General features: G+C 62.8%; 16 protein-coding genes and 3 pseudogenes. 11 read left to right on the forward strand and 8 right to left on the reverse strand.

Translation table 11 applies throughout. The annotated features are described in order from the left end of the window. From M3461_12215 to M3461_12235, 5 genes and pseudogenes are all read left to right on the forward strand, one after another. Nucleotides 1–3,062 (forward strand): annotated as a pseudogene (locus M3461_12215) (nitrate reductase subunit alpha). A 158-nt stretch (nucleotides 3,063–3,220) separates the two neighbouring features. Further along, complete coding sequence (narH, locus tag M3461_12220) at nucleotides 3,221–4,822, forward strand: nitrate reductase subunit beta (GenBank protein MDQ3775057.1); 1,602 nt, start codon at nucleotides 3,221–3,223, stop codon at nucleotides 4,820–4,822. Further along, nucleotides 4,822–5,346 carry a nitrate reductase molybdenum cofactor assembly chaperone gene (gene narJ / locus M3461_12225; GenBank protein MDQ3775058.1) on the forward strand — a complete coding sequence of 175 codons (525 nt, stop codon included), beginning with the start codon at nucleotides 4,822–4,824 and terminating at the stop codon, nucleotides 5,344–5,346. Before narH ends, narJ begins: the two co-directional genes overlap by 1 nt. 40 nt (nucleotides 5,347–5,386) lie before the next feature. After that, nucleotides 5,387–6,085 (forward strand): respiratory nitrate reductase subunit gamma, encoded by a 699-nt coding sequence (narI, locus tag M3461_12230; GenBank protein ID MDQ3775059.1) that lies wholly within the window; start codon nucleotides 5,387–5,389, stop codon nucleotides 6,083–6,085. 6 nt (nucleotides 6,086–6,091) lie between these two features. Further along, nucleotides 6,092–6,673: a hemerythrin domain-containing protein gene (locus M3461_12235; protein ID MDQ3775060.1), complete on the forward strand. Its 582-nt coding sequence runs from the start codon at nucleotides 6,092–6,094 to the stop codon at nucleotides 6,671–6,673. 158 nt (nucleotides 6,674–6,831) lie between these two features. On the opposite strand, the pseudogene M3461_12240 reads toward M3461_12235, so the two are convergent. After that, nucleotides 6,832–6,927: pseudogene (locus M3461_12240) on the reverse strand (integrase). 103 nt (nucleotides 6,928–7,030) lie between these two features. Next, a complete protein-coding gene (locus M3461_12245) occupies nucleotides 7,031–7,495 on the reverse strand; it encodes a GNAT family N-acetyltransferase (protein MDQ3775061.1) in 465 nt (154 codons plus the stop codon). A 389-nt stretch (nucleotides 7,496–7,884) separates the two neighbouring features. On the opposite strand from M3461_12245, the gene nuoK reads away from it, so the two are divergent. From nuoK to nuoN, 6 genes are all read left to right on the forward strand, one after another. Beyond that, entirely contained in the window at nucleotides 7,885–8,190 is a 306-nt protein-coding gene (gene nuoK / locus M3461_12250; GenBank protein ID MDQ3775062.1) for an NADH-quinone oxidoreductase subunit NuoK, read from the forward strand. A 5-nt stretch (nucleotides 8,191–8,195) separates the two neighbouring features. Next, the gene (nuoL, locus tag M3461_12255; GenBank protein ID MDQ3775063.1) at nucleotides 8,196–10,157 is read left to right on the forward strand and encodes an NADH-quinone oxidoreductase subunit L; all 1,962 of its coding nucleotides are present in this window, start codon (nucleotides 8,196–8,198) and stop codon (nucleotides 10,155–10,157) included. Nucleotides 10,158–10,164: 7 nt separating this feature from the next. Further along, nucleotides 10,165–11,688, forward strand: a complete 1,524-nt coding sequence (locus M3461_12260) for an NADH-quinone oxidoreductase subunit M (protein MDQ3775064.1) — start codon at nucleotides 10,165–10,167, stop codon at nucleotides 11,686–11,688. A 24-nt stretch (nucleotides 11,689–11,712) separates the two neighbouring features. Next, nucleotides 11,713–11,955: a type II toxin-antitoxin system HicB family antitoxin gene (locus M3461_12265; protein MDQ3775065.1), complete on the forward strand. Its 243-nt coding sequence runs from the start codon at nucleotides 11,713–11,715 to the stop codon at nucleotides 11,953–11,955. Then, nucleotides 11,955–12,173 carry a type II toxin-antitoxin system HicA family toxin gene (locus M3461_12270; protein MDQ3775066.1) on the forward strand — a complete coding sequence of 73 codons (219 nt, stop codon included), beginning with the start codon at nucleotides 11,955–11,957 and terminating at the stop codon, nucleotides 12,171–12,173. The genes M3461_12265 and M3461_12270 overlap by 1 nt, the downstream gene beginning before the upstream one ends. Nucleotides 12,174–12,264: 91 nt before the next feature. Then, a complete protein-coding gene (gene nuoN / locus M3461_12275; GenBank protein ID MDQ3775067.1) occupies nucleotides 12,265–13,692 on the forward strand; it encodes an NADH-quinone oxidoreductase subunit NuoN in 1,428 nt (475 codons plus the stop codon). A gap of 213 nt (nucleotides 13,693–13,905) precedes the next feature. Here the strand turns inward: nuoN and M3461_12280 are convergent, their stop codons facing one another. From M3461_12280 to M3461_12305, 6 genes and pseudogenes are all read right to left on the reverse strand, one after another. After that, entirely contained in the window at nucleotides 13,906–15,426 is a 1,521-nt protein-coding gene (locus M3461_12280) for a patatin-like phospholipase family protein (GenBank protein ID MDQ3775068.1), read from the reverse strand. Next, nucleotides 15,426–15,638, reverse strand: coding sequence for a hypothetical protein (locus M3461_12285; protein MDQ3775069.1), 213 nt, complete (start codon nucleotides 15,636–15,638; stop codon nucleotides 15,426–15,428). The genes M3461_12280 and M3461_12285 overlap by 1 nt, the downstream gene beginning before the upstream one ends. 18 nt (nucleotides 15,639–15,656) lie before the next feature. Then, complete coding sequence (locus M3461_12290; GenBank protein ID MDQ3775070.1) at nucleotides 15,657–16,439, reverse strand: M15 family metallopeptidase; 783 nt, start codon at nucleotides 16,437–16,439, stop codon at nucleotides 15,657–15,659. Nucleotides 16,440–16,534: 95 nt separating this feature from the next. Then, on the reverse strand, nucleotides 16,535–17,950 hold the full coding sequence (argH, locus tag M3461_12295; GenBank protein MDQ3775071.1) for an argininosuccinate lyase: 1,416 nt from the start codon (nucleotides 17,948–17,950) through the stop codon (nucleotides 16,535–16,537). Between the two features lie 257 nt (nucleotides 17,951–18,207). Beyond that, nucleotides 18,208–19,308: a LysM peptidoglycan-binding domain-containing protein gene (locus M3461_12300; GenBank protein MDQ3775072.1), complete on the reverse strand. Its 1,101-nt coding sequence runs from the start codon at nucleotides 19,306–19,308 to the stop codon at nucleotides 18,208–18,210. Between the two features lie 96 nt (nucleotides 19,309–19,404). Continuing rightward, nucleotides 19,405–19,500 (reverse strand): annotated as a pseudogene (locus tag M3461_12305) (DALR anticodon-binding domain-containing protein). Nucleotides 19,501–19,658: the final 158 nt, after the last annotated feature.

Consider the following 19,658-nt stretch of genomic DNA (forward strand, 5'->3'; position numbering starts at 1 on the left):
ACGCCGATCTGCCGCCCTCCTCCCCGCAGACCTGGGGCGAGCAGACCGATGTCCCGGAGGCCGCGGACTGGTACAACGCGGGCTATATCATCTGCTGCGGGTCCAACCTCCCCATGACCCGCACCCCGGATGCCCACTTCTACACCGAGGTGCGCTACAAGGGCACCAAGGTCGTCGCGATCGCGCCCGACTACGCCGAATACGTGAAGTTCGCGGACCTCTGGATGCCGGTCAAACAAGGCACGGACGCGGCCCTGTTTTTAGCCATGGGCCACGTGGTGCTCAAGGAGTTCTTTCTGGACCGTGAAGAGGCCTATTTCACCGAATATGCCCGCGCCTACACCGATCTGCCGATGCTGGTCCGGCTCCGCCCGCACGGGGACGGCTATGCCTTCGATCGGCTCTTGCGCGCCTCGGACTTCGACGATGGGCTCGGCGAGGCCAACAACCCCGACTGGAAGGCCGTGGTCGTGGACGAGGACAGCGGCGAATACGTGGTCCCGAACGGCTCCATCGGCTTCCGCTGGGGCGAGGAAGGCCGCTGGAACCTGAAGCTCGAGCGCGACGGCGTGCGCATCCGCCCGCGGCTCTCGCTCCTCGGGCATTCGGACGAGGTCGTCGAGGTCAGCTTCCCGCATTTTAGCCCGACCCCCACCCTAACCCTCCCCCGCTCCGCAGGGGAGGGCCAGGGTGGGGGTGTGCTTAACCGCCGCGTCCCCGCCCGCAAGCTCATCCTCCACAGCCAAGAAGTCCTCTGCGCGACCGTGTTCGATCTCCAGGTCGCGCAGTATGGTGTCGATCGGGGCCTGGGCGGTGCCCATGTCGCGGCGCGCTACGAAGACCCCGACGTCCCTTACACGCCCGCCTGGGCCGAGTGCGTGACTGGTGTCCAGCGCGCCGACATCGTTCGCACCGCGCGGGAGTTCGCCGACAACGCGGCCAAGACGCTCGGCAAATCCATGGTGATCCTGGGGGCCGGGATAAACCACTGGTACCACAACGACATGACCTACCGCTCGATCATGAACCTCCTGCACCTGTGCGGTTGCGTGGGCCAGAGCGGGGGTGGCTGGGCACACTACGTCGGGCAGGAGAAGTTGAGACCGCAGGCCGGCTGGCAGCCCATCGCCTTCGCGCTCGACTGGCACCGGCCGGCGCGGCAGATGAACGGCACGAGCTTCTGGTACTTCCACACCGACCAGTGGCGCTACGAGCGCCTCTCGGCCGACACCCTGCTCGCGCCGACCGCCAAGAGCAGATATCGCGGCCATACCCTGGCCGATTACAACGTGGTCTCGCAGCGGCTCGGCTGGCTGCCCTCGGCCCCGCATTTCAACAAAAACCCGCTAGCGATCTGCGCCGAGGCCGAGGCGGCGGGTGCCGAGACCGAGCAGGAGATCGTGAATCACTTGGTGGGCCGGCTCAAGAGCGGCGAGGTGCGCTTCGCCGCCGAGGACATCGACGCCCCCGAGAACTGGCCGAGGAACCTTTTCGTGTGGCGCGCCAACCTCCTCGGCACCAGCGCCAAGGGCCACGAGTATTTCCTCAAACACCTGATGGGCGCCCAGAACGGCGTCATGCAGAACCCGCTCGAGGATGCCCGGGGCACGGAGACGCGCTGGCGCGACGAGGCGCCGATCGGCAAGCTCGACCTCATGGTGGACATCAACTTCCGGCTCAACTCGACCGGGGCCTACTCGGACATCGTCCTGCCCACGGCCACCTGGTACGAGAAGAACGATCTCAACACCACCGACATGCACCCCTTCATCCACCCCCTGACCGAGGCCGTGAACCCGGGGTGGGAATCGAAATCGGACTGGCTGATCTTCCGAAACATCGCCCGTGCCTTCGCCGTGCTCGCCGGGAAGCACCTCGGCAGGCGCAAGGACCTCCTCTGCATCCCGCTCATGCACGACTCGGCCTTCGAGCTCGGCCAGGCCATGGGGGTACGCGATTGGAAGCGCGGGGAGTGCGAGCCCGTCCCCGGAAAGACCCTGCCGCTCCTCAAGATCGTCGAGCGCGATTACGGCGAGACCTACAAGAAGTTCTGTGCACTCGGCCCGCTCATGGTCTCACAGGGCAATAACGTCAAGGGGCTGTCGTGGAACACCGAGGAGGAGTACGAGCGCCTCAAGGTCCAGAACGGCGAGATCACGGAGCCCGGCATCACCCAGGGCATGCCCTCGCTCCGCGATGATATCCATGTCTGCGACACGATCCTCATGCTCGCCCCCGAGACCAACGGCGAGGTCGCTCACAAGGGCTGGGAGGCCCTCAACAAAAAGACCGGCAGTGACCACACCCATCTGTCGAGCGGGCGACGCGACGACAAGCTCACATTCAAAGATCTGGTGGTACAGCCGCGCAAGATCATCACCGCCCCGACCTGGAGCGGGGTCGAGTCGGATAAGGTCAGCTACAACGCGGGCTACACCAACATCCACGAGCGCATCCCGTTCCGGACATTGACCGGGCGGGCGCATTTCTATCAGGACCACGAGTGGATGCTGGACTTCGGCGAGGGCTTCTGCACCTTCCGTCCGCCGGCCGATCTCCGGGCCACCGAGGGCGTGTGCGAGCGCCTGAACGGCAAGCCGCATCTCTTGCTCAACTGGATCACGCCACACAGCAAGTGGGGGATCCACAGCACTTACAACGACAACCTGACCATGCTGACCTTGTTCCGCGGCGGGCCGGTGGTGTGGGTCTCCGAGCGCGACGCGAAGTCAATCGGCCTCAAGGACAACGACTGGGTCGAGGCCCTGAACAGCAACGGCGCGACGGTGGCGCGCGTGGTCGTGAGCCAGCGCATCCCCGAAGGCATGGCGATGATGTACCACGCCCAGGAGAAGATCGTGAACGTGCCGGGCTCGAACACCACCGGCAAACGCGGCGGGATCCTGAACAGCGTGACGCGCGTGGTCGTCAAACCGACCCACATGATCGGGGGTTATGCGCAGCTCGCCTATGGTTTCAATTATTACGGCACCGTGGGCTCGCAGCGCGACGAGTACGTGCTGCTCCACAAGATCGAGGACACCGCCATCGACTGGCTGGAGCGTCCGCTCACCCCCGAGCGCGAGCGGCAATTGAACCCGCCCGGGATCGGGGATCTAGACCTGCCCGAGTCCCTGCCGCTGGCCGCACGCGAGGAGGCACCCGAACTGCCTGGCCTCAGTCCCGCCTATGGCCGGACCTAACTACTGGAGATCATTTAATGAAAGTCCGCGCCAACTTCGGCATGGTGATGAACCTCGACAAGTGCATCGGTTGCCACACCTGCTCGGTGACCTGCAAAAACGTCTGGACCAACCGCGTCGGGGTCGAGTACGTGTGGTTCAACAACGTCGAGACCAAGCCCGGGATCGGCTATCCCAAGAACTGGGAGGACCAGGGCAAGTGGAACGGCGGCTGGGTGGTCAAGGACGGCAAGCTGGAGCTCAAGGCCGGCGGCCGGGTCAAACGGCTCATGAATCTCTTCATGAACCCCGATCTCCCGGAGATCGACGACTACTACGAGCCCTTCACCTACGACTATGCCCATCTCCAGACGAGCCCGCTCGCCGAGGCCGCGCCGACCGCGCGCCCGCGCTCGCTGATTGATGGGCGCCGCATGGAGAAGATCGAGTGGGGCCCGAACTGGGAGGACGACCTCGCGGGCGAGTTCCAAAAGCGCGCCCAAGACACCAACTTCGCAGATATCGAAAAGGGCATCTACGCCGAGTTCGAGCACTCCTTCCAGATGTATTTGCCGCGGATCTGCAACCACTGCCTCAACCCCTCCTGTGTGGCCGCTTGTCCCTCGGGCTCCATGTACAAGCGCGAGGAGGACGGCATCGTGCTGGTCGATCAGAACAAGTGCCGGAGCTGGCGCATGTGCGTGTCGAGTTGCCCCTATAAAAAGGTCTTCTACAACTGGGAATCGGGCAAGGCCGAGAAATGCACCGCCTGTTATCCGCGCTGGGAGTCGGGGCTGCCGACGGTGTGCTCCGAGTCCTGCGTCGGGCGCATCCGCTTCAACGGCATCATCCTCTACGACGCCGACCGCATCAGTGAGGCGGCCGCGGTCCAGAGCGAGCAAGACCTGTACGAGGCACAGATGGGGATCTTTCTCGACCCCAATGACCCTGCAGTGGTGGCGCAGGCTAGAGTGGACGGGATCCCGGATTCCTGGATTGAGGCGGCGCAGAAATCGCCCATCTACAAGCTCGTCATCGAATGGCAGGTCGCCTTCCCGATCCATCCCGAATTCCGCACGCTGCCCATGGTCTGGTACATCCCGCCGTTGTCACCCGTGCAGGCGGGCATCGACCAGGGGGCGATCCCCACCGATCCCGAGCACATGATCCCCAAGCTCGAGATGTTACGGATGCCGATCAAATACCTCGCGAACCTGCTCACCGCCGGTGCCGAGGCCCCCATCGTGCGGGGATTGAAGCGCGTGATCGCCATGCGCCAGTACTATCGATCGGTACAGGTAGAAGGCAAACCGGACCTCAGAGTCCTCGAAGAAGTGGGTCTAACGGAGGCGCAGGTGAAGGACATGTACCGCTACATGGCGCTCTCGAAGTACGAAGACCGTTACGTCATCCCGACCAGCCACGACGAGCTGCGCCACGAGGACTCCCATGCCTTCCAGGGGCAGATGGGCTACACCTTCGGCAACGACAGTTGCTCGGTAGCCGGGCACGACGGCTTCTCGCTGTTCCCCGAAAAGCGCAAGCAGGGCGCGGATGTCAAGGTGATGCAGTTCATGCCTCGCGCGCGTCCCAGGCCGGCCGCACCGGCCGAGCCCACCGGGCGCACGGGGACGGAGTAGTGCGGCTCTACAAGCTCCTGTCGGTGCTCTTGGAGTACCCCACAGCACAGCTCATCGAGCACCTGGGAGAGATAGAAGGAACGATCCCGGCACTGGAGCAAGCGACCGGGGAAGACCGCGAGGCGCTACGGACCTTCCTCGCCTGGGCTCGCGGCCTCCCACCGACCGAGCTTCAAGCCCACTACGTCAAGACCTTCGATCTCACCCCGGACAATGCCCTGTATCTCACCCATCACCTCTTCGAGGAGCAGGACCGCGCGCGCGGCCCGGCGCTGGTGCGGCTTTCCGAGTACTTCACGCAACGAGGCTTCGAGATCGACCGGGGCGAGCTGCCGGATTATCTCCCCTTGATCCTGGAATACGTCTCGACCTTGCCGGATATGGCGAGCGCACGCGACTTCCTGGAGCAGACGGCGGACGTGGCGAACGTGCTCGCGAAAAACCTGGTGCTCATGGAGAGCCCGTATGCGGCGCTCCTTCGCATGGTCGCGCGGCACGGAAAAGTATCCGAGCTCGCGGCTTAGAGTCTAATTATAAGAGACTCATAGGCATAGGCATCATTCCATGCGGTTACAGCAATTCTTCTTCGGCATCTACCCCTACATCGCGCTCAGCGTGTTTTTCCTCGGCAGCCTCATCCGCTTCGATCGCGAGCAATACACCTGGAAGGCCGACTCCTCGCAGCTCTTGGAGCGCGAGCGATTGCGCCTCGGCAGCAACCTCTTCCACATCGGGATCCTGGCGCTCTTCGCCGGCCATTTCGTGGGGCTCTTGACCCCGCATGCGGTGTGGGAGGCCATCGGCGTTTCCGACGAGTCCCACCAGGTCCTCGCCATCGGCGTTGGGGCGCTCTTCGGGGTGCTGTGCATGATCGGCGGCGTCATCCTGTGGCGGCGGCGCATGTACAACCCGAGAGTGCGCGCCACCTCGCGCCTCATGGACATCTTCATCCTCGACTGGTTGCTCGTGACATTGGGCTTTGGCCTCTCGACGATCCCCGTGTCGGCCTACCATGCTTTCCATGGCGATGTGAGCGCCATGGTCCTCCTCGCCGAATGGGCCCAGAGCGTCGTCAGCTTCCGCGCCGATCCGGGGCTACTCGATGGCGTCGGACTCATCTACAAGGTCCATCTTTTCTTCGGGCTCACGGTGTTCCTGTTCTTCCCCTTCACGCGCCTCGTGCATGTCTGGAGCGTGCCCCTCGGCTATCTGTTCCGGCCCTATCAGATCGTCCGCACCAAGCTCGTGCGTTACCACCGCTGAGGGCTCGTGAAAGGATCCGCTGGGCTCGGGGCGACACACGAGGGCCCCTCCGCCCCAGGTATCTCCGGATTCCAGGACCCGGCGACCGATTTTAGTGACGGCCTCGCGGTCCTCCTCGCCTACCACGAGCGCTTCCTCGTGGAAGGACAGCGGCTTGTGGCGTTCGCCGCGACCCTGGCGCAACAGGGCCTCGACGAAGCGGGTGCGGCCGAGGCATTACGCCTGGCCGAGTGGTACGAAAACGCCATGCCACTGCACCATCGCGACGAAGAACGAGCCCTCTTCCCGCGCATCGTCAACCGCTCTTTTCTCATCGACGGGATGATCGAGCGTCTGGCCTTGGACCACGACGAGATCGAGGCAGCGTGGGGCGAGCTGGCCCCCTTGCTCCGCCACCCCGAGCAGATCGCAAACCCCAAACGCCTGTCCCAAGTCACACATCCCTTCGAGAAGCTCCTGCGCGAGCACATCGTGCGCGAGAACGAGGATTTCTTTCCCAAACTGGAAACGTTATTGGCCTCCGACCAGCGCCGCGACATCGGACTGGACATGGCGCGCCTGCGGGGACGGCAGTTACCGAGTGGTTGACCGCACCCTGACAGCGTAGGCGTTCGCGCCTTGAGGGTCGCCACGACCGTTCGTCCTCTGAGTCCCGCGCTCCGCCGCATACCGAAGTTTCACGCCCGAGCCGGTGTCGGACTCATGCGTCGATGGGTCGATGCGTCTTCAAGGCTCGACAAGCCGGTCCTTGTTCCCTTCCCGTTCCGGACGATGAGCTGGTGTTGGTCGAAGTCCACGTCCTTGACGCGCAGCCGGGTGCACTCCATGAGCCGCAATCCGGAAGACGCTCGCCATCCCATCGGATCCCGATCCTCATGTCTGTCCATGCCAATCCCCTTCCGCAACCCTCTTTTGATGCGGGCCCCCATGTCCCTCGCAGCACCACTATTGAGCCCACAGCCTCTTCTCAAGCCGTACGCCATTGACAATGCCCCGATAGTAGCCCGAAAGCCTCTCTATCTCTCTGTAACCCCGACCTCGGTAGAACCAGAGTGCTGCTTCACTGTCCTCTCTCGCTTCAACCTCAATTCGTTCAATGCCAGCGATAAGTGCGCACTCCTCGAGCCACAAGAGAATGGATGCTCCTAAACCTCTTTTTCGCTGCGTCTTGTGAACTCCAAGAAGTACTAAGTGAGCCGTGTTGTCTCCGTAGGCCATGATTCCAAAACCAAGGACATAGCCGCGGTCATGAACTACAGCGACGTTCGTTGATTTGTCACGAATCGCCCTCAGCACCCTGGCTTCGGTCCACACCCAGCCCAGCCCATTTTCGATGTAGTCTCTAGACATCTCTGCAATGCTGCGGGCATCGTCTGGCAACGCCAGCCGTATTTTGTGATTCGCGATCATGCTCTCACGCGCGCCTAACGCGCACGGTCAGCGGCGTGCTGCTTCTCGCGCGTCCCGCTGCCGTGGACAGTTCGGCCTATAGCAGTCCTTCACGTCCCAGAACACGCCGCACCTCTTCCAAACGCGCTGCGATATCATCGCGAGGAAAACAGACCTGAGACAACTCATTGATCTTGGAGAACTCCGACCCTACTGGCAAAGTGTAGCACACACCGCGTTCCAATAAAGAACAATCGCGACCGCATCCGGCACACGCCTGCCCGGGACGGACGGCCCAAGGCACGCCGCACCCGCGCCCCGGCGCCCCCCGGTAGCGCGCGGGGCGCTCCCTTCAACTAGGCCGCTGATGCTGCTAACATAGGGCCCGAACGACCGATAACAGATTCCCCATGCCCGCCCTCTCCGATTACCTGGTCCTCGGGGCCATACTGTTCTGCCTGAGCGTCGCCGGGATCTTCATCAACCGCAAGAACGTCATCATCCTGCTCATGTGCATCGAGCTGATGCTGCTCGCGGTCAATATGAACTTTATCGCCTTCTCGCATTTCGCGAACGACATCGCAGGACAGGTGTTCGTGTTCTTCATCCTGACCGTGGCGGCCGCGGAATCGGCCATCGGCCTCGCCATCCTGGTGGTCTTGTTTCGCAACCGGCAGACCATCAATGTCGATGACCTCGACCACATGAAGGGCTGAATCCTATGGGTGCGGTTTATCTCGCCATCGTGCTTGCGCCCCTCCTGGGTGCCATCGTCGCCGGGGTGTTCGGGCACCTCATCGGCCGCACCTGGGCGCATCGCGTGGCGATCACCGCGGTCGCCATCTCGTTCTTCCTCTCGCTCTTGGGCTTCAAGGACATCGTCATCGACGGCGAGGCACCATTCAACGGCGTGGTTTACACGTGGCTCTCGAGCGGCGGTGTGGGCTTCAGCGTCGGCTTCCTCATCGACAAGTTGTCGATCACCATGATGGTCGTGGTGAGCTTCGTCTCGTGGATGATCCACATCTATACCATCGGCTACATGCACGACGATCCGGGCTACCAGCGCTTCTTCAGCTACATCAACCTCTTCACCTTCGGGATGCTGATGCTGGTGATGGCCAACAACTTCCTGCAGTTGTTCTTCGGCTGGGAGGCCGTGGGGCTCCTGTCCTATCTCTTGATCGGCTTCTGGTACAAGCGCGAGTCCGCGGTCCAGGCCAACCTCAAGGCGTTCCTGGTGAACAGGGTGGGAGATCTCGGGTTTCTGCTCGGCATCGGCGTCATCTTCATGGTCCTGGGTACCCTCGATTATACCGAGGTCTTCAAAGCAGCCCCGACGCTCGCGGGGAAAACGATTAACCTCTGGGGCCATTCGGAATGGTCGCTCCCGACCCTCATCTGCATTCTGCTATTCATCGGCGCCATGGGCAAATCGGCCCAGGTACCGCTGCACGTGTGGCTGCCCGATTCTATGGAAGGCCCGACGCCGATCTCGGCGCTCATCCACGCGGCCACCATGGTCACGGCAGGGATCTTCATGGTGGCGCGCATGTCGCCCCTCTATGAGCTTTCCGAGACGGCCTTGAGCTTCATTCTGGTCATCGGGGCCGTGACGGCCTTCTTCATGGGCCTCTTGGGCCTCGTGCAACACGACATCAAGCGGGTCGTCGCCTACTCGACCCTCTCACAGCTCGGTTACATGGCCGTGGCCCTCGGCGCTTCCGCCTATGCCGCGGCGATCTTCCATCTCATGACCCACGCCTTCTTCAAGGCCCTCCTGTTTCTCGCCGCCGGATCGGTCATCATCGGGATGCACCACGAGCAGGACATGCGCAAGATGGGCGGCCTCTCTAGATACATGCCCATCACCTGGGCGACGATGCTGATCGGGGCGCTCGCCCTCATCGGCTTCCCGGGGCTGTCGGGGTTCTTTTCCAAGGACGCCATCATCGAGGCCGTGCACCACTCGCAGCTACCGGGGGCCGGCATCGCCTATCTCGCGGTCCTGTGCGGGGTGTTCGTGACCTCGCTCTATAGTTTCCGCCTGCTGTTCCTGGTGTTCCACGGCCAGGAGCGCATCGACCACCATACCAAGGAGCATCTGCACGAGTCACCCCGGATCGTCATAGTCCCCCTCATCGTGCTCGCCGTGCCCTCCGTCTTGATCGGTGCCCTGACGATCGGACCGATGCTCTTCGGCAATTACTTCGGTTCTTCGATCCAGGTCGCCGAGGCCCACGATGTGCTCGGTCGCATGCAAGAGGGTTATCACGGCCTCTTCCGCCTCGTCCTGCACGGCTTCATCTCGCTGCCCTTCGTGCTCATCGTGCTCGGTTTCGTCACTGCCTGGGTCTGTTATCTCTGGCGTCCCGGAATCCCCGGATGGTTCGCCGATCGATTCCGGTGGATCTACGCCCTCCTCGTCCGCAAGTATGGCTTCGACGACTTCAACGACCGCGTCTTTGCGGGCGGGGCGCGCGGGACGGGCTGGGCGCTCTGGCAGCTCGGCGATGTGCGCTTGATCGACGGGCTCATGGTCAACGGCTCGGCGCGCTTCGTCGGGTGGTTCTCAGGCGTCGTGCGGCAGGTGCAGTCCGGCTATCTCTACCATTACGCCTTCGCGATGATCATCGGGCTTCTGTGTCTCCTCGGTTACTTCGTCTACGGCCTGGGACGGTGACGCGCCGATGCCACTCCTGAGCCTCGTCATCTGGCTGCCGATCCTGGGCGGCGTGGCCGTGCTGTTCCTCGCGGATCGCGATCGAGCGGCGGTCTTGAAGCTCGCGCTCTGCATCGCGCTCGCCACCTTCGTGCTCTCACTCCCGCTCTACTTCGGTTTCGATACCGCGACCCACGCGATGCAGCTCGTCGAGCGCGTACCCTGGATCCCGGCCTTCGGCATCGATTACCACCTCGGGATCGACGGGATCTCGCTGCCGCTCATCCTGCTCACAACCTTCACGAGCGTGCTCGTGATCCTGGCGGGCTTCGAGGTGATCGAGCACCGCCTGGCCCAGTATATGGCCGCGTTCCTGATCCTGGAGGGGCTCATGAACGGGGTCTTCGCGGCCCTCGATGCAATCCTGTTCTATGTCTTCTGGGAGGCGATGCTGGTCCCGATGTTTCTCATCATCGGGATATGGGGTGGCGAGCATCGCGTCTACGCCACGATCAAGTTCTTCCTTTACACCTTCCTGGGATCGGTGTTCATGCTGGTCGCACTCCTGTACCTCTATTACAAGGGCGGGAGTTTCTCGATCCTCGCGATGCACGCGCTGCCGCTCGATCTCTCGGTGCAAAAGCTCATCTTCATCGCCTTTTTGCTCGCCTTCGCGGTCAAGGTCCCGATGTGGCCGGTGCATACCTGGCTCCCCGACGCCCACGTCGAGGCCCCGACCGGCGGCTCGGTGATCCTCGCGGCCATCATGCTGAAAATGGGCGGATACGGTTTCTTGCGCTTCTCACTCCCCATCGTCCCCGATGGCAGCCAAGCCCTCCACGGACTCATGATCGCGCTTTCGCTCATCGCAATCGTCTACATCGGTTTCGTGGCGCTGGCGCAGGAGGACATGAAGAAGCTCATCGCCTACTCTTCGATCTCCCACATGGGTTTGGTGACTTTGGGTCTCTTCCTCGTCTTCCGCCTAGCCGGTAACGGCGCGACGGCGGGCAGCGCCGCGATGGGCATCGAGGGCGGGATGGTGCAGATGATCTCCCACGGCTTCGTTTCGGGGGCGCTGTTCCTGTGCGTGGGCGTCCTGTACGACCGCATCCACAGCCGCCAGATCCAGGACTACGGCGGGGTCGTCAACACCATGCCGGTCTTCGCATCCCTCATGATGGTTTTCTGCATGGCCAACGCGGGGCTGCCCGGCACCTCGGGGTTCGTGGGCGAGTTCCTCGTGATCCTGACGAGTGTCAAGGCGAGCTTCTGGTTCGCGCTCTGTGCCGGGACCACCCTCGTCCTGGGCGCGGCCTACACGCTATGGATGTACAAGCGCGTGATCTTCGGCGAGGTGCAGAACGAGCGCGTCGCGAAGCTTCAGGACCTCGACCGCCGCGAGCTCGTGATCCTCGGGAGCCTCGCGGCCGCGGTGCTCCTCTTCGGCGTGTGGCCCGCGCCGATGCTGGAGGTCATGCACGCGACGGTCGAGCACCTGGTCGAGCACGTCTCGCACTCGAAGGTCGCAATGGCCGTGACGGGGTTGTGAGGAGGAGGGCGAGAGGATCTTCTCATGTTAAGAGACTACCTCCAGGCGGCGTTACGGCACGCACATTATGAAGTATTGACTGATGACGGTTCGTTCTATGGCGAAATCCCGCTGTGCAACGGCGTATATGCGAATGCATCCACGCTTGAAGAGTGCCGCGAGCAGTTGGAAGAAGTCCTGGAGGAGTGGGTGCTCTTTCGTGTCTACAAGAATCTGCCGCTGCCGGTGATAGACGGCCGAGCCCTGGAGATCCGAGAAATCGCTTGATGCCCCGGATAGGCCCGATCAGGCGACGGGAATTGGTGCGCTATCTAAAGTTGCTGGGATTCGAAGGCCCTTACTCCGGTGGGAGACATCAGTTCATGACAAAGGGTGACATCACGCTTCGAATACCCAACCCCCACCAAGGGGATATCGCTCGCGATCTGCTCATTCGGATCCTGCGACAAGCAGATGTGAGTCGGAGCGAATGGGAGGGCCTTTGACAGGCGTTGCATGCGGGGCCCTTGCGGACCCACCGCTGCGAGACAGATTGGCTGCACTGATCACGCCATAATTCAACGAGACGAAAGCAGCATGTCGGACCTGATCCTATCTCTCCCCGAGCTCGTCGTGCTCGGCATGGCCTGCGCGGTCCTCCTCGCCTGCGTGTCGCGGCGCGGCGCCGGGCTCGTTTACCGACTATCACAAGGGACGCTCTTCGCCGCGCTCCTATTGACCATCGCTGTCGGCTCCGGCAATCCGGGTCTCGCCTTCCACGGCTTGTTCGTCAGCGATCTCCTAGCCACGGTGTTGAATTCGGCGATCCTCGTCGTCTCCATGGGGGCCTTCGTCTATTCACGGGATTATCTGGCGGCGCGGCCGTTCCTGAGCGACGAGTATTTCGTGCTCGGCCTCTTCGCTGTGCTCGGGATGATGGTGATGGTCTCGGCCAACAATTTCTTGACCATCTACCTCGGCCTGGAGCTTATGTCCCTCTCGCTCTATGCCATGGTCGCCATGCACCGGGACTCCGCGGCCGCTTCCGAGGCAGCGATGAAGTATTTCGTGCTCGGGGCACTCGCCTCGGGCATGATGCTCTATGGGATCTCGATCCTCTACGGCGTGACCGGCAGCCTGGACCTCCACGCGGTCGCCACCTCGCTTTATCAACATGTCGATCGCAGCCTGCTGCTCGTTTTCGGCCTGGTCTTCGTGATCGCGGGTATCGCCTTCAAACTCGGCGTCGTGCCGTTCCACATGTGGATCCCCGATGTCTACGAGGGGGCGCCCACCCCCGTGACCTTGTTCCTCGGGACGGCACCCAAGCTCTCGGGCTTCGCCATCGCCTTCCGGCTGCTCGTCGAGGGCATGGAAGGGATGGTGGCCGATTGGCAGCAGATGCTCGCGGTGCTCGCGGTCCTGTCCATGGCGATCGGGAACATCGTGGCCATCGCTCAATGGAACATCAAGCGCATGCTCGCCTACTCGACCATCGCCCACATGGGTTTTCTCCTGCTCGGGCTCCTGGCCGGGACCAAGACCGGATACGCCGGATCCATGTTCTACGTCATCGCCTACGCCTTGATGAGCCTGGGCGCCTTCGGGATGATCCTCCTCCTGACCCGGGCCGGGTTCGAGTCCGACCGCATCGAGGACTTCAAGGGTTTGGCGGAACGCAGCCCCTGGTTCGCATTCGTCATGCTGATGCTCATGTTCAGCCTCGCGGGCGTCCCGCCCTTCGTCGGCTTCTGGGCCAAGTGGTTCGTCATCAAGGAGGCCCTGGCCGCGGGTTTCGTGTGGATCGCCGTCCTCGCTGTGGCCTTCTCCATCATCGGGGCCTACTACTACCTCCGGATCATCAAGCTCATGTACTTCGACACCCCCGAGGAGACCGCGCCGCTCGCTTGTGGTCGCGAGATGCGCTTCGTCATGAGCTTGAACGGCCTCGCGGTCTTGGGGCTCGGCGTGAGCCCAGGGGTGCTGATGGCGCTGTGTCTTTCGGCGGTGGGTGCGGGACGGTAGGCTCAGGCTGCAGGTTTTACATACTGACCACAGTCGTAAATCGCCCCCTAGATCCCCCTCCCTCCCGGAGAGGGCTAGCTAGCCCCTGCAGTCGACGCTTATCAATGTGTCGAATACTGCGCTTCGGCAGAATTTTCAGAAGACTAAATTGGTATGCCTGTTCCTGATTGGCGCTTTCTGCAATCGGGAATTTTAAGGGGCGCTGCCCAAACATTACGGCGCCCGATCCCCGGTCATCCGATCCTGGCTCGCTTGGCGCAGCCCCGCGACCAGATCGCGATACGGCTGTGATTCCCGCAGCAGCTTCCGGGCCCAAAAGATGAGATCGTTGACCTCGCGCCGTGGCAGCTGCAAGCGGGTTCCGATACCCTTAAGCGACTCCTTGGCGGCGGCATCGGGGATGGCCTCGAAGCGGACATGGACCGAGTAAAGCTTGGGATGCGGCGGACGGAACATCTCGGAAGCATGCTCCTCCTCATAACATTGGCCGCGGCGCTCGGTCGCGCACGCGGAAGCGCTTCCGGAGCTACGGCAGATCTTCGTCGCGAGCCGATCGCACCCTGCGCGCCTGACATCGAAATCCTGCGCAGCTCGATCCCACTCGTCGAACCATAGCCGGATCCGTTCGATAGTGTCTGACGAATAATTCTCCAGTGGCGTCGTCGCTGCGGCGTTGAGGACGGTCACGATCCCGGGCGGCCGCGCGGAGCGATCGGCTGCGGGCTCGCTCTCCGGCTTGGCATCGACGATGATGAACGCGATTCGCTCCACCTCTCGGAAGTTGACCTTCTCGTACAAACCCATGGACCCGGTCGAGGCGATCCCGGTCTCGATCGCGCGCAGGCCGATGTTGTCCGCAAGACCGCCATCGCTCAGATGGATGTAGGGGCGGTGTTGCGCGCTCTCGTAGGAGCGCCAGGTTTTCGCGAGGTCATAGAGCTGCGGATTGACGTCGAGATCCTGTTGACTATTCCCGACCCATTCGGGCGCCTCGTACCCACAGGTTTCCTTGCCGTGGTTCTTGAAGGTGATCGGCGTGAAGCCGATGGGGAACGCGGAGGACGCCACCACGCCGCGCGAGATCGCCAGGGGTCCGAGATCCGAACAGATGCGGTCGAAATGCTCCTGCGTGAAGGAGAACTGCGCCCCGCGGCTGATGTCGGTGGCGTTGAGCATAATGTACGGGCGCTTGCGGGGAAGGTGGGCGAAGGTGCGCTGCTTAAAGATGTAGTTGCCGTAATACTCGTCGGCCAGATCGCCGCGGCCGAAGAACGGTGACAGCAGCCGGGGCCAGTTCCACGGGGCGAGCACGCGCAGCACCAGGTCACGCTCGATGCTGCGGTACAAGACCGCGTCCGGAAACTCGGTAAAGAACGTCTCGGGACCAAAAAGCCCATAGTAGGCGGCGGCGAAACTGCCTCCCGATACCGATGAGATCACATCGGCCTCGTCCAACATGCTACGCCCGCCGCCGATATCCGTGACGCGCAGCTCTTGGAGGACACCGTAGGCGAAGGCGGCGGCACGCGTCCCGCCACCCGAGAAGCTCAAGGCGACGAAAGCTTTATCGCTGTCCCCCGCGCTCAGGTTTTCGTAACGATAACCCGCATGGGGATCGTAGCGGCTGAGCGCCGGATTGACGGGGTAGCAGCCGCCCAGCCACAGCGCCGCCGCGCAAGCTACCCAGCCGCGGAGTAGCGGACCCGTCGCCGCGAACCGGCCGGAGCGTCTCATCAAACCGGCTCGAATTCGATCATCGCAGGGTCCGCCGCCGAGGTCCCGGTGACGACAACCGTCCGCCGAGAGGGCCGGTAATCGATCGGCGTGCCGAGATCGAAGGTCTGTGTCCCTTCGCGCACGATCAGCATCAGGTTTGCCGGTCCGGAGCGCCGACCGTCAATGAAAACGTCGCGCACGCGAGGGTATTTCACGATCACCCATTCCATAAGCGCATCCTGCCAGATTTAACCGAGCACGCGCGCTACCTCGAAATGCATGCCGTCGCGGCGGCTGAAGTGGCCACCCCAGAAAAATCCGAGACCATGCGCGATGGCCACCAGCTCACGCACCGAGCCCTCCTCACCACGGAGCGGCGGCAAGACGCCGCGCGGGTTCCATGCCGCGTTGATGTCGAACGCGGTTCCCCAGGCATGGTTGGAAAGCGTGGTGCTACTCCCGCGCACGAAGCGCGGCACGAAGCCGCCGTCCCAGGTCCTGAGGAGGCCGAGGAGTCGCTCGCGCTCCCACGCCGCGAAGAGTTCTCGGCACTGCTCCTGGACCAGCCGATGAACGCGGATGCGGCCATTCTTAGGCGCCCCCTCAATGCCCCGAAGCTGCGGGATCACGACGCTCACGAGGCTCTCGCCGGCCCACTCCCCGAGGATGCGGATCGCGTCCTTGCCGGGAGCGATGCGCTCGAACGCAAACTTACCGAAGATGTCCTGACGCTCCGCGTTCGCGGCGAGGGGCGCGAACGAAGCCGGCGGTGGAAACTCGGTTCCCGAAGTGCCGCCGTGCGGATCGGTGAAGCCGAGGTCGAAGCCGCGCTCGAGCGCCTTGGCGAGGGTACGCGGCCCCACTACCCCGTCGGCCTCGAGCCGCTCGCGCCTCTGGAAGGTCCGGGTTGCCGCCTCGGTGACTGGTCCGACGATACCGTCGACCCCGCCCGCGAGAAGACCTTGACCGAGCAGGAAGTGCTGCCATCGGCGAACCTCGTCCCCTTCGTTGCCGCGCCGTAGGATCTGCATGCTTATGATCTCCCCATCGCATTACGGCCGATTCGCCCCGCAAAGCCAGTGGTAGCGCTCATCGACGCGAACGATGCCGCCCGCATGCGACCCGCTCACGAGCGGGACAGCGCGGCTAGACGCTGGCGGCCGCGCTCAACGGCGGCGCGGACCTGCCGGGGGGCGGTGCCACCGAAATGATCGCGCGCCGCGACCGACCCCTCTAGCGTCAGCGCCGCGTAGACGTCTTGATCGATCGCCGGAGAATGGGAACGCAACTCCGCGAGCGTCAGATCACAGAGGTCCCGGCCGGCATCGAGGGCGTGGCGGACGGCCCGGCCGACGATGGCATGGGCATCGCGGAACGCCACGCCCTTGAGAACCAGGTAGTCCGCGAGATCGGTCGCGGTGATCATGCCGCGGCGCGCCGCCTTCCGCAGCCGCTCGCGCTTGACGGTCATGGAAGGCAGCATCTCGATATAGGCGCGCAAACAGTCCTCTACCGTGTCCACGGTATCGAAGAGCGGTTCCTTGTCCTCCTGATTGTCCCTGTTGTACGCCAGGGGTTGGCCCTTCATCAAGGTCAAGAGGGCCATCAAATGGCCGTACACGCGCCCACTCTTGCCACGCACCAGCTCGGGCACGTCGGGGTTCTTTTTCTGGGGCATGATCGAGGACCCGGTGCAAAAGGCATCACCCAGCTCGATGAAATCAAACTGGGGCGAGGACCATAACACCAACTCCTCGGAACAGCGCGACAGATGGGTCAGGACGAGCGCCGAGCAGGCGCAGAGCTCGATGGCGAAGTCTCGATCGCTCACGGCATCGAGCGAGTTCTCGGCGATAGCCTCGAAGCCGAGCTCGCGCGCCGTGAAGGCACGGTCGATGGGGAAGCTCGTCCCGGCCAGCGCCGCGGCCCCGAGCGGCATGATGTTCACCCGGCGGCGACAGTCGGAAAATCGCCCCCGATCGCGGAAAAACATCTCGAACCAGGCCAGGACGTGGTGGCCCAGGGTCACCGGCTGGGCGGCCTGGAGGTGTGTATAGCCCGGCATGATGGTGTCCGCCTCGCGCTCCGCTAGATCGAGCAGCACGCCGAGCAGTGCTTCGAGCCGCGCCATGACGGCATCGATCTCGGCGCGCAGATATAAACGCAGATCGGTCGCCACTTGGTCGTTGCGCGAGCGGCCGGTATGGAGCTTCTTGCCGACCTCGCCGATGCGCTCGGTGAGCCGGGACTCGATGTTCATGTGCACGTCCTCGAGCGCGACGGACCAGGCGACGTTTCCGCTCTCGAAGTCTTTCTGGATCTCCTCTAGCCCGCCCACGATCGCGGCGCACTCCGCGTCGCTCAATACCCCCACGTGGCAGAGCATCCGGGCATGGGCGATGGAGGCCTGGATGTCGTAGCGGTAAAGGCGCCGGTCGAAACCGACCGAGGCCGTGAAACTCTGCACGAAGGCGTCGGTGGGCTCGGAAAACCTCCCCCCCCAGGGCCGATCGTCTTGAAAGTCCGACTGTTCGGTATTCACAACCCCCCACAACCCCCTGCCGCACCGGTCCATAGCATTTCACGGTTGCCCCCAAAGTTGCTCCCCGCGACGGTTGCTATCCCCCTCTTATGCCCGTCAGTCTACCGCCGCTCAGGGTCTCGGCCAAGCCGTCGGCCGCTCCCCTCCGGTCCCCCTGGCCCGTCGGTTCCGCGCCCGGTCCACCGGATCACCTCCCGGGTCGTCACCCTCACTCTAATGCTTGCCGACTGCCCGGTGCTTGTGGTGCGCTGAGACAGCTACCGCGATGGGCTAGGACGAGTATGAGGTAGCTTGATTTCCTGACCGACCCGCAGTCGCCTCGGGTCCGCTTTAGGATTGGCCTGAGCGATAACCGACCACTGGGAGGCATCGCCGTAGAAATGTGCGGCGATCGCTATTAACGTATCACCGTGCTGGATGGTGTAAGTGCTCGCAGGCGGCGTCCCCACCGGGGGCGGTGCATGTGGCGGCGCGTTCGTGCCGGCGTGATATAAGACCCGATCGGCCTCGGTGTCGACCGTCTCGGGCAGGGGAGGGGCCGGTTCCGGCACCGCACTCAGCTCAGCCACCGCCGGCTCCGACTGCATAGGCGGTATTGATGGTGTTAATAAGGACGCAGGGGAGCCTACATCGCTCGGATTCCTTATCCTTTCCGCTACCGAGTTTTGGCCTGAGGGGGTTGCAGGGGCGGCAACCGACTGCTCCTCCCGTGAAACGATCTTTTCGTTATTGCTGTCGTCGGTGCTGCCGAGGCGCTCATAAATCAGCTTGTTACTCGATGGCTGTTCGGGTTCGGCCGCGGCCATTTTTTTCACGGGCGATGTATCGGCCTCGATCACGATTGGCTCGCCCGTATTTGTTGCGCCGACCCAGGAGTAGATCAGCGCGCCGATGACGGCGACAAACACAAGACCCGTGACCGCGATGACGGTGACGAAGCGCGTGTCAAAATCGAAAGCGTCGGCGCGGGTTTCGACTTCCTGTCCGGAGGTACCCGGACTGCCGGCCATTTCTTTTTCAAAAGTCTGCCCGAATGTCCGCGAGTAATCCTGTGGCTGCGGTTCCTCAAAAACGGGCTCTTCCTTGAAGGCCGATCCTTCGCGCACCGGCGCGGAAGAGGTCTGCTTTTCAAGCGAGCGAAACGCCGCCTCGAACTCGTCTTCTCTGAAATCACGAAAATCCTTGTTATGAGGATCATTTCTGTTTTGCGGCGATGGTGCTGCCGACCTCACAGGGGCAGGATGGCCGTCGCTGCGCGGGTTGGTTCCAAGGTAATAGGCGAGCTCCGTATCTTCAGCCGTGCTTTCCGGCTCAAAGCGCTGAGCGCTGCGCCCTATAATGCTCTCGAATTCCGCCAAGGGATCATCCCTCTCATCGCCCTGCGGATTGGCAGCCCCATTGGTGCGGCGGATTGGCGTATCACCCATAGAATACCTCTTAATAGAAACCCTAACCTAGCGCATTTCTTGCGGGCCGGAGACCCCCAAAATCCTTAATCCAGAGGCTATCACGAATTCCACCGCCCGGAGCAAGGCCAAATTCGCTGCCGTCCAGCGAGCTAGCATCATGCTGATGAATAAAGGGGCAAGTTTCAGCGTTAGTTGAACACTTGTTTGACATCGACGTGACAAAGTTTCAGCGTTAATTGAACGCTCATGGCTTCCCCTGAAATGGTTTGTTGGGACGAAGGTAAGGTACCTCGCGAAGC

Source organism: Pseudomonadota bacterium (genome assembly GCA_030860485.1).
GTDB lineage: Bacteria > Pseudomonadota > Gammaproteobacteria > JACCXJ01 > JACCXJ01 > JACCXJ01.

Excerpts from the sequence above, each read along its gene's own strand:
- narH (MDQ3775057.1), top strand. The coding sequence starts at position 3,221 with ATGAAAGTCCGCGCCAACTTCGGCATGGTGATGAACCTCGACAAGTGC.
- narI (MDQ3775059.1), top strand. The coding sequence starts at position 5,387 with ATGCGGTTACAGCAATTCTTCTTCGGCATCTACCCCTACATCGCGCTC.
- M3461_12245 (MDQ3775061.1), bottom strand. The coding sequence starts at position 7,495 with ATGATCGCGAATCACAAAATACGGCTGGCGTTGCCAGACGATGCCCGC.
- nuoK (MDQ3775062.1), top strand. The coding sequence starts at position 7,885 with ATGCCCGCCCTCTCCGATTACCTGGTCCTCGGGGCCATACTGTTCTGC.
- nuoL (MDQ3775063.1), top strand. The coding sequence starts at position 8,196 with ATGGGTGCGGTTTATCTCGCCATCGTGCTTGCGCCCCTCCTGGGTGCC.
- M3461_12260 (MDQ3775064.1), top strand. The coding sequence starts at position 10,165 with ATGCCACTCCTGAGCCTCGTCATCTGGCTGCCGATCCTGGGCGGCGTG.
- M3461_12265 (MDQ3775065.1), top strand. The coding sequence starts at position 11,713 with ATGTTAAGAGACTACCTCCAGGCGGCGTTACGGCACGCACATTATGAA.
- M3461_12270 (MDQ3775066.1), top strand. The coding sequence starts at position 11,955 with ATGCCCCGGATAGGCCCGATCAGGCGACGGGAATTGGTGCGCTATCTA.
- nuoN (MDQ3775067.1), top strand. The coding sequence starts at position 12,265 with ATGTCGGACCTGATCCTATCTCTCCCCGAGCTCGTCGTGCTCGGCATG.
- M3461_12280 (MDQ3775068.1), bottom strand. The coding sequence starts at position 15,426 with ATGAGACGCTCCGGCCGGTTCGCGGCGACGGGTCCGCTACTCCGCGGC.
- M3461_12285 (MDQ3775069.1), bottom strand. The coding sequence starts at position 15,638 with ATGGAATGGGTGATCGTGAAATACCCTCGCGTGCGCGACGTTTTCATT.
- M3461_12290 (MDQ3775070.1), bottom strand. The coding sequence starts at position 16,439 with ATGCAGATCCTACGGCGCGGCAACGAAGGGGACGAGGTTCGCCGATGG.